Raw genomic sequence first — 9076 nt, 5'->3', positions numbered from 1 at the left:
GCCGCCCATCAGGACGTCGCCGCCGCGAACGTGATCTTCGTGAAGGCGAGCGGGGTGTGCACTGCGACGTTCGCCCGGCGCTCGGCCAGCACCACGAGGGTGTTCGCGGTGAACAGCTCGGCGTGCGAGTCGGTCATCAGGATCGTGATCCCCTGCCGCTCCCACAGCGTCGCGCCCATGCGGAACCCGCCGAGCAGCGCAGTGCCCGCGGCCATCGCGACCGAGGTCACGACGGTCAGGCCCCAGATGCGCATCGGCGCGCCCGAGTCGGTGACCGAGGTGATGACGCGGAACTGACCGTTCGCGTCGGTGTCCAGCTCGATGTCCTGCCAGTCGAGCGGGTTGAGGACGATGGCGTCCGGCGGGTACATCGCCAGTTCGCCCTGCGTCTTCGCCTTGCGGACGGTGATGAGCTTGGCGTCGGTGTTGCCCACGCCGGGCTGGTAGGCACCGATGCCCGAGGTCGTGAGGATCCCCTGCATCTGCGTGGTGCCGTTGCCGGTCAGGATCTCCCTGTCCAGCTTGTACTCCAGCCCGTACGTCAGCCGGCCGTTGATGTAGCCCATCAGCTGGCTGTTGTCGTCGGCGGCCTGCCTGGTGATCGGCACCCAGTGGGCGACGGTCTTCAGGCTGGTGCTGATCAGGTCGAAGGTGAACGGGCCCGACTTCGGCTTGTCCGCGCCTTCGGCGACCACCGCGGCGTTGTTCCACGAGGACTGCGGGCCGGACGTGTCCCGCATGTACTCCAGCGTGGTGCCGTCGCTGGTCTGCCTGTCGAGCAGGTTGGCGATCATCAGCGGCAGGTCGGGGTTCTGCGGCAGGATGCCGGGGACCCGCGTGTTCTGCTGCGGCTGCGTGCCGGTGGTGACCGTGCCCGTCGGCGCCGCCCGGAACTCGACCGCCCCGGACTCACCGCGGAACCCGCGCTCGCGGAACGACTGGAGGGCAGCAGACCGCACGAACGCCTCGGCCACGCTGACCGGGTGCTCATTGCCGTGCTCGTCGGGGCCCATGCCGGGCTGGTTGCGCTGCTGCCCGCCGCCCTGCGGCTGCTGCTGCGGCTGGGGGTCCCCGGGCGGGACGGCGCCCTGGAGCGCCCGCAGGCGGGAGGCGCGAGCGTTGGCCTGCTCGATCTGCGCGGCGATCTGGTCGGCGCGCTGGTTCAGCTCGTCGATGTCGCCGTCGTAGTTCGGGTCCTGGAGGTGCGCGATGATCTCGTCGCGCTGCTCCAGCAGGGTCGGGGCCCCGCCCTTGATGGGGTAGATCGGTCGGCCGTCACGGCGACGACCGATGGGGCGGATCTTCGCGAAGTTGCTCACCGCGAGTCCTCTCGGTCCGTGGACGGCGTGCAGCCGCCCATGCGTCATGGGGTGCTGCGTCCGTCTGTCACGGCCGGTGGATCGCGCCCGGCGGTGCTCGCGGCTTTCACGTCCGGTGCGAGCGGCCCGGATGGGGGGAGAGTAGATCGACTCGGGGTGTACGCGTTGGTGGGGGCTGCAATTCGCGGCGACGGGCGTCTACCGGCGTCGTCGTCCCCCGCGGGCCCGGCGGGGCAGGGAGCGGTATGAGCGGGTGCGGTGCGCCCACGTGCGGGCCCACGGCATCCGCCGGGCGAACGCCCAACGCCACTGCGCGCGGGAGCGGAAGCGGCCGGCCATCACCGGCCGCCGACCGCCGTCAGCCTCAGCAGCGCGGCGCGCCTCTTCCGCCGGGTCATCTCCTGCTCGTGCGCGAGCGCCGAGTCCCGGCCGTGCTCGCGGTCGTAGGCGGCCAGCCGCTCGGCGAGGGTCGGCTCGCCCACCGTGTCGGTGTAGAGCGCGCCGAGCGCGGACCTGACCACCTTCAGCTTCGAGCCGGGGACGGCCGCCATGCGCGCGGTGATCTGCGAGACCTCGACGAGGCGCGCGGAGCGGATGTTGTCCAGGACGTCGGCGCGGTCCTCGTCGCCCATCTCGGCCAGCTTCTTCCACTCGGGCAGGTCCGTCCGTACGAACCCCACGGACAGTTCCCGGGCGCTGCCGGACCGGGCCATAGCCCGCTTGTCCCGGCCCGACTGGGTGTCGTCGTAGGCCCCGGCGATGTGCAGGTGGTTGGGCTGCTCGTCGGCGCGGAAGGTGCCGATCGGGTCGTACGGGCTGTGCATGAACAGGTAGGCGTACGCGCCCTTGTCGATGCCACGCTTGAAGACGCCCGGGTGGAACGTGGTGCCGTAGCTGTCCTTCTTCCCGTACTGGCAGGCGATGCCGTCGAAGGTGCCGTCCTGCCCCTCGTCGACACGGAACTCATGCGTCTCGAAGACGCGGAACTCGATCTCGGTCATCGTGGCTGTCCCTTCTTCGCTGCCTGCGCGGCGGCGTGCTCGGCGTACTGCTCGGCGACCGCGTCCATCAGCGGCCGGTGGGCGGGCGACAGGGCGGGCGCGTACCGGTAGACCGCGGTCGTGCCCTTCATCCCGTCGTACTCATAGGTGATCCGCGGGTCGTGCGCGGGGAAGGCGAGCAGCCGGGGGAGGTCGCCGTTCGCGTCGGGGCAGACGGCGCCGCGCTGCCCGTCGTACGGGCCCCGGCGCACCTCGTGCAGGGGGATGCCGGGCGGCCGGTAGGCGTCCTTGTACTGGAGGTACTCGGCGGCCTGGAGGACGCACGCGACCTCACCGCGCAGCAGGGTGGCAGCCATGGTCAGGACTCCTTCGTCAGGGCTGCGCGGATCGTCGCCTCGGCGCGCCGGAAGCCGTCGTTGTCTACGGTCTCGGGGAACGTGAACGGCTCGCCGCTCGGTGCGGTGAGCAGCTTCCAGCCGAGGGCCTCGTCACCTTCCTGGTAGAGGGCCAGCGCGAGGCCACGCGGGTGGAAGACGGTCCGGTTGATCAGCCACAGCAGCCCGGACTCGGAGAGTTCGAGCAGCCGCCAGTAGTCCGGCTCAGGCGCCGGGTGATGGTTCGCGTCACGAGCCATGGTCAGGACTCCTCGAACGAGTACGTGAGTGCGCACCGGCACTGGATGGACTGCGCGGCCGGGGCGGTCGCATCCGCCGGCCACCGGGACTTGGTGAGGGCGAACCGCTTGTTCATCGCGGCCGTGTTGCCGTTCTCCTGGCGGTGCGTCTCGCGGGTCCGCTGGTCGGCCGTCGCCAACCACGTCTTGCGGGTGGCGCCCGAGTCGAGCGCGGCGAGGAACGAGGCCTGGTTGTAGCCGCCGACGGTCTCCGTGCGGGCGATCATCGTTGCCCGGTAGTCGGACAGGTTCGTGAACACCTGCTGCAACCGGGCCCGCAGCTCCGGGATGGACTCGCCCTCGGCCACGCCGTGCGCCAGCAGCTGGCTGCGCAGCACGGCCTCGGTCGTCGCGGTGACTTGCCCGGCCAGCTCCTCGATCCGATCCCGCAGCGCGTCGGCCACGGTCGGCTCTTCGAGGTCGAAGTCCTCGGTGATCGAGGCGCCGCCGCGCTTCCACGCCCGCTCGACGAACGGGCGCAGCGCCTTCGCCGTCTGGCGCCGCCAGTACCCGCCGTCGAACAGGTCGCGCACCTTCACCCGCTCTTCCCAGCCCTCGGGCCCGGCGGCGACGTCCATGTCGGTGAGGCGGGCCGCGGGCACCTGCTCGGGGTCCGGCGGGGCGAGGGTGAGGGACTGCTCCCGGGCGAGGGCGCACGCCTCGGTCCGCACCTCGCCGAGCCAGGCTGAGGACCGCTCGGGCTTCTTCATCAGCCGGTCGAAATCCCTGAGGACGCGGTCCCGCTGCTCGCGGGCGAGGGCCTGCACCGCGCGCCGGCCCGCGCCCTCCAGCTCGTCATACGCGGCGTTGATGTCCGCGATCGACGGAGACGACGGGGCGTCGTCGGCGCGCGTCAGCTCGGGGCGACGGGGCGTCGGACGGGCGTCGACCTGCGTCGGAGCCTGGCCGAACATCCGGGCGAGCGTGGACTCTACGGCCCGCTCGACGAGGGCGCCGACGTCGGGCGTCGGCTGCGGCAGACGAGAGAAGTCCGCGTCCCACGACCGCGCGGCGTCCGCGCCGGCCGCGCCCTGCACGGGGGCAAACAGCGCCCGGTACGGGGTGAGGGTGTTCTGCCCGATCCCGCCCGGCAGCGGGTCGTAGCCCAGCTCGGCACGCGCCTCGTCGATCATCAGGGTGTCGCTGTAAACGCTGGCCCGGGTCCGGTTGGCCACGGAGTCTTGCGCCTCCTGGAGAGCCGGGACCGACGACAGATCGAACTCGGCTTCCTCCGTGTCGTCCGGCAGCATCCGCAGGTCGATCTCCGACCCGATGACCTCCAGCTTCGCCGTGATCGTGTCCGACCACAGCGTCGCGCGGGCGGCCGCCCGGTTCTCGTACGTCGTGCCCGCCGCGAGGTAGTCGTGCGGGACACCGAACGCGAGCATCACCTCGGCCCCGTTCGCCATCCGGGATTCGAGATAGTCCATCTCCTCGGGCGTGAACCCGAGCCGCTCGTATGCGATGCCGCCGCCGGCGCCCGGCCCGCCGCCCGGGGCCGACCGCACGAGGAGGTCCCGGCCCGCGTTCTGCGGGCCCTGCATGCTGGAGCGCCACGAGGCCTTGACCGCGTCGAACTCTTGCTGCTCCATGTGCCCGAGGTAGACCACGCCGTTCGGGCGGGCGCCGTTCTTGTACGACTGCTTCTGCCACTCGCGGGCGTAGGCGTCCATGTCCACGGCGTGCCGGGCGGCGCGCCACGGGGGCAGGCAGCCCAGCGGGTCGTACGGGTGCGGGTAGCGCAGCCACAGCATCTCGTCCGGCAGGACCGGGACCTGCGTCCCGTCGGCGCGGCGGATGATGAACCCGATCACGTTCGCTGTGGTCGGGCGCTGCGCGATCGGCCGGTCAACGATGACGTCGACCTGGTCAAAGACGAGGTGCATCTCCGACACCTCGCCTTGGCCGGTCTCGCCGCGGTCCAGCCACACGAACGCCTGGCCCGCCAGCTCCAGCTGCTGGAGCAGCAGCGACTTGAAGACCCTCGCGGACATGAGCGGGTTGGGCCGCTTGTTGAACAGGTGGCTGACCTGGTGGCCCTCGATGGCCTCGCCGTCCGGCCGGCGCACGACGAGGGGCACGCTGCTGCCGTTGTCGGCGATGGCGGCCACGCACCGGTACGCCACGGCGGAGTTGGCGTAGCCGCGGGCCTCGGCGTCCAGCGCCATGGTGAGGGACTGCTGCCCGCCGATCGAGGCGACCGTGATCGGCATGCGGTCCCGCAGCGTGTCGAGGCCGAGCCCGGCCCGGGTCTCGGCGGCCCGGCGCAGCGCCCGGTTCCTGTACTGGCTCAACTGGTCCTCCTAGGCGACCGCGGCAAGGTTGCCCGCGGGGGCGAGCATCAGATGAGTGAGGGCCCACACGTACGCGTCGAGGCGGTCCGGGCTGGAGTCGCCGGGGACCCACGACACGAGTTGCTCCTCCAGCTCGGGCAGGCTGCCGACGATGTGCGCGCTGCCCTGGTCGGTGAGCGCGGCCACCGGCTCCGCCCGGGTGACCTTGCCCCGGGACGCGGTGACGGTGCGGTAGTTCACCGTCGGGTCGATCTGCCGGACCACCGTGCCGATCCACTCGCCGCCGTTGTTGACCTCGGCGACGATCGCGTCGGCCCGGTGCTCGTGGTAGGCGCGGATCGCGCGGCGGGCGGCCTCGATGGGCGGCATCCGGCCGGACAGGTCATCGATCGCGTACCCGTGCTGGCGCTGGAAGCCGTTGCGGTCGGCGATGTACTGCGCGCCCTTCCCGGCCACGATGATGCCCATCTCGTCGGACTCGTCGTGTGAGGTGGCGGCGGGGTCCATGGCTACGACGACGCTGGCCAGCGGGGGTACGGCGCCGACGCGGGCGGTGTCGAGCCCGGCCCTTGACCAGAGGGCGCCCTCGATGTCCTCCAGCAGGATCCCGTCGAGTTCCTGTGCCTCGGTGCGGGTGCCCTTGTACTTGGCGATCAGGTGGGCGCGCTGCTCTGCGGGCAGGTGGATGGCGTCGCGGGTGCGGCCGCGGGTCATGATGACGTCGGCCCGTTTGGTCAGCTCGATCAGTTCGCTTCGGGGCTTGGGCGTCGTGCTGCCGATGTAGTGGGGGTTCGTGCCGATGCGGAGGCCCATCTCGCTGTGGGTGATCGCGTCCTTCAGCCGTCGCTGCGCGGCGACCTCTTCCATCCAGACGAGGCACCGGTTACCGCCGGCGCGCAGGCGCTCGACGTCGTCGGGGGTGTGGCTGCCGAAGAGCTTGGCCTCGGCGCCGGACGGCCAGCGCGCGAAGGTGCCGCCGACGGTGGTGCGCAGCCGGACGCGCGGGTCGTGGGCCTTCAGCCCGGAGGGGCCGTTGACGCAGGCCTCCACGGCGTCGCCCTGCGTCGGGGCGATGATGGCCATCCTGTGCCCGCCGGGCAGCCGCGGGTCACACGGGGGTCCGTTGACGTGGCTGACCATGTAGCGGGCGCAGCCGTCGGTTTTGCCGGTGCCGCGCCCGCCGAGCTGCAACCACCAGCCGAGGGTGGGCACGTGGTCGGGCGGGACCTGCCAGGGGTACGGCTTCCACCGGCCCCACCGCTTCTGCCACAGCCGGTCCGCCAGCTGCTGCTCCAGGATCTCCAGCTCGGCCGGGGAGAGTCCGGCGAGGCGCGCGTCAAGGTCGGTGGGGCCCATGGTCAGCCCCCGTCCACGGCGGCGATCTCGTCGGCCAGGGCCTTGATGCGGGCGGTCATCTCGTCGGTGACGGCAACGTTGTGCTTCACGGGGGCGTACAGGCCGAGCAGCTTGGCCTGGTGGTCGAAGAGTTTGACGAGGGCCTCGTTCGCGCGGACGTCGCCCTTGATGACCTTGGGCATCAGTGCGTCGATGGCGATGCTGAGGTTGGCCAGCTGCTCGCCGAGGTACTCCCCATGCGCGGCGGCGGCCTGCTCGGCGAGGGCGGCCACGCCCCGCTTCCATGCGGCGTAGGTGTTCTTGACGTCGCAGTCGAGCTGCTCGGCGATCTGCCGGAAGGTCAACTTTTCCTGGGTGCGCAGGCGTACGACCTCGTGCTGTCGCACGAGGCCGAGGTCATGCTCTGGCCGTCGCCACCGGTCGCCCACCGTCACCTCCCTGGTGGGGACGGTACGGATTTTGGGCGTCGCAGGATCTTGGGGGCTGCAATTCGCGGGCGTGCGAAGGCCCCTGCCGTTGGGAAGCCGGCAGGGGCCAGTGCCGGGCGTTACCCGGCGCGCAGCTTCGAGTATGGCTCAGCAGGCGTCGTACTTCCAGGCGCCGCCCTCCAGCGCCCACGGCTGCTTCGCCTGGTCGAACTTGGGCAGGCCCTTCACCTTGTACGTGGCCCGGCCGAGCCCGCCGGCCACCTCCGCTTGCACGTCCGTCGCCGGGTGGTCGGGGCCGTAGTCCGTCTTCGCCTGCTCCAGGATCCCGCGGTACATGGCCTCGTCGATCTGCTTGGTGCAGCGCGCGGACAGCATGCCGTATCCGGTGTCGACGTCGGCGGCGAAGTAGGCGGCGGTGTAGACGGCGACGGCGGCGGCGAGGTCGTCGCCCTTGTGGTCGGCGGGCACGCTGACGGTGGGTTCGGCGGCTGGGGTGCCGGTGTCGCTGGCGGGCGACGGGGTGTCGGTGGCGGTGCTGCTGCTGCCGGATGAGCAGGCGGTGAGCGCGGCGAGGAGCAGCGCGGCGGTGGTGATGGTGGCGCGGGTGCGCATGGTGGTCCCCCTGGGTGGTGTGGCTGGGGGCATGGTGCCATGGGGGCGCGGAAGGCCCCCGCCGTGGGGGATTTCGGCGGGGGCCTGTGACCAGTCTGCGACCGGGGTGTGACAGCGGGCGGGGGTCAGCGCCCGCGCTGCTCCTTCGGCGTGCCGGGGGTGGGGGTCTGGGGCGCGGGGAAGTGCCCGCCCCTGCTCGCCTGGTAGGTGGTCTCGTGCCCCTTCAGCCGGGGGTCGGTGGGCTCGATGGGGCGCTTGAATCCGAGTGCCATGATGGGTGCTCCGTCTCGTGGTTGGGATGGGACCGGGGCGGCCGGACGACTTGGCGGAAGGACGGCCGCCCCGGGGTCTATGCGCGCGCCTCGTCGGCGGCGCGCTCGATGTGCACGTGGGTGTAGTTGGACTCTTCGGGCGGTGCGCTGCTGTAGATCCACATCCCCTTCTGGCCTGCGAGAGGGGTCACGCTGACAAGCGTGTGACCTGCGCATTCGCGGCACGAGGGGCGGTCCTCCCCCGGTGGGGGAGGGGCGGACGAATCGGACACGCGGCGGGCCGAGCGCCACAGCGCGAACACCCCGACCGCGACCAGCAGCAGCACCCCGGCGGCCTCGTCAGCAGCCCACGCCACCGCGTCCACGACACCACCGAGGACGACCAGCACGCACCCGCCGGCCACCCGCGAGGGCTCCTCCTCGGCGTCCGGCTTCCGGCGGGCGGCCATCACATCCGCCCGTACGTCTGGTCCGCGAGCCAGTTCGCGGCGAGCGCGAGGGGCACCGCGGCGAACCCGGCGACCCCGGCCGAGGTGCCGAGGGTGATGCCGCACCAGGCGCCCCGCTTCAGCACGCCCGCGTCGTCGTCGTTGGCCTTCTTCACGGCCGCGATGAACACGGCGGTGAGGATCAGGACCACGCACGCTCCGGGCCCGCTGAGCGGGGTGAAGGTGGCGCGGGCGGCGAGCTGGCCGGGCTGCTCGCCCACGCCCCACAGCAGGGCCGCGTCGCCGAGCCAGTTGGACAGGCCGAGGACGGAACTGGAGGCGGTGCCGATGAGTCCGGCCACGCCGAGGGTGGTGAGGCAGCCGTACGACCAGGAGAGCAGGAAGGGCAGCAGGCGGGCCGCGTGCCGGGCGGGGTCCTTCTTGAGCTGCTTGAGGCCGGGCCACCAGGAGACGAGTTCGTAGCCGAGGATGCAGAGGCCGACGGTGACGCCGCCGTAGGTCACGTAGTTCACAGGGGGTCCTTCAGCGGAGGACGGCCACGCCGAGCGCGGCGATCGTGAGGATGAGGGCGCACGTGCCGCTGATGGGCGGGACGGTGCGGAGGTCGACCAGGGCGAGGCCGAGGAGGGCGAGCAGGGCCGCGAGCGGGAAGAGCAGCGCGAGCAGCACGGC

12 protein-coding genes are annotated in these 9076 nt (G+C 71.9%); all 12 read right to left on the bottom strand.

Features of this window, described 5'->3' with window-relative positions:
* Positions 1-8 precede the first annotated feature (8 nt).
* Positions 9-1319, bottom strand: coding sequence for a phage major capsid protein (locus Saso_RS13435; protein ID WP_203833530.1), 1311 nt, complete (start codon positions 1317-1319; stop codon positions 9-11).
* Positions 1320-1657: 338 nt separating this feature from the next.
* Positions 1658-2320: an HK97 family phage prohead protease gene (locus Saso_RS13430; RefSeq protein WP_189917944.1), complete on the bottom strand. Its 663-nt coding sequence runs from the start codon at positions 2318-2320 to the stop codon at positions 1658-1660.
* Entirely contained in the window at positions 2317-2676 is a 360-nt protein-coding gene (locus Saso_RS13425) for a hypothetical protein (protein WP_189917942.1), read from the bottom strand. The genes Saso_RS13430 and Saso_RS13425 overlap by 4 nt, the downstream gene beginning before the upstream one ends.
* Positions 2677-2678: 2 nt before the next feature.
* Positions 2679-2954 carry a hypothetical protein gene (locus Saso_RS13420; protein WP_189917940.1) on the bottom strand — a complete coding sequence of 92 codons (276 nt, stop codon included), beginning with the start codon at positions 2952-2954 and terminating at the stop codon, positions 2679-2681.
* Between the two features lie 2 nt (positions 2955-2956).
* Positions 2957-5287: a phage portal protein gene (locus tag Saso_RS13415; RefSeq protein WP_189917938.1), complete on the bottom strand. Its 2331-nt coding sequence runs from the start codon at positions 5285-5287 to the stop codon at positions 2957-2959.
* Between the two features lie 9 nt (positions 5288-5296).
* On the bottom strand, positions 5297-6643 hold the full coding sequence (locus tag Saso_RS13410) for a phage terminase large subunit family protein (protein ID WP_189917936.1): 1347 nt from the start codon (positions 6641-6643) through the stop codon (positions 5297-5299).
* A gap of 2 nt (positions 6644-6645) precedes the next feature.
* Positions 6646-7029 carry a hypothetical protein gene (locus tag Saso_RS13405; RefSeq protein WP_189917934.1) on the bottom strand — a complete coding sequence of 128 codons (384 nt, stop codon included), beginning with the start codon at positions 7027-7029 and terminating at the stop codon, positions 6646-6648.
* Positions 7030-7218: 189 nt separating this feature from the next.
* A complete protein-coding gene (locus Saso_RS13400; protein ID WP_189917932.1) occupies positions 7219-7683 on the bottom strand; it encodes a hypothetical protein in 465 nt (154 codons plus the stop codon).
* A gap of 125 nt (positions 7684-7808) precedes the next feature.
* Positions 7809-7955: a hypothetical protein gene (locus Saso_RS13395; protein WP_189917930.1), complete on the bottom strand. Its 147-nt coding sequence runs from the start codon at positions 7953-7955 to the stop codon at positions 7809-7811.
* A gap of 77 nt (positions 7956-8032) precedes the next feature.
* Positions 8033-8404: a hypothetical protein gene (locus Saso_RS13390; protein WP_189917928.1), complete on the bottom strand. Its 372-nt coding sequence runs from the start codon at positions 8402-8404 to the stop codon at positions 8033-8035.
* Positions 8404-8916 (bottom strand): hypothetical protein, encoded by a 513-nt coding sequence (locus Saso_RS13385; RefSeq protein ID WP_189917926.1) that lies wholly within the window; start codon positions 8914-8916, stop codon positions 8404-8406. The genes Saso_RS13390 and Saso_RS13385 overlap by 1 nt, the downstream gene beginning before the upstream one ends.
* Positions 8917-8926: 10 nt before the next feature.
* Entirely contained in the window at positions 8927-9073 is a 147-nt protein-coding gene (locus Saso_RS13380) for a hypothetical protein (RefSeq protein ID WP_189917924.1), read from the bottom strand.
* Positions 9074-9076 lie beyond the last annotated feature (3 nt).

The organism is Streptomyces asoensis (assembly GCF_016860545.1).
Taxonomy (GTDB): domain Bacteria; phylum Actinomycetota; class Actinomycetes; order Streptomycetales; family Streptomycetaceae; genus Streptomyces; species Streptomyces asoensis.
The sequence above is the reverse complement of the archived record's forward strand: the minus strand, read 5'-3'. Positions and strand labels throughout refer to the sequence as shown.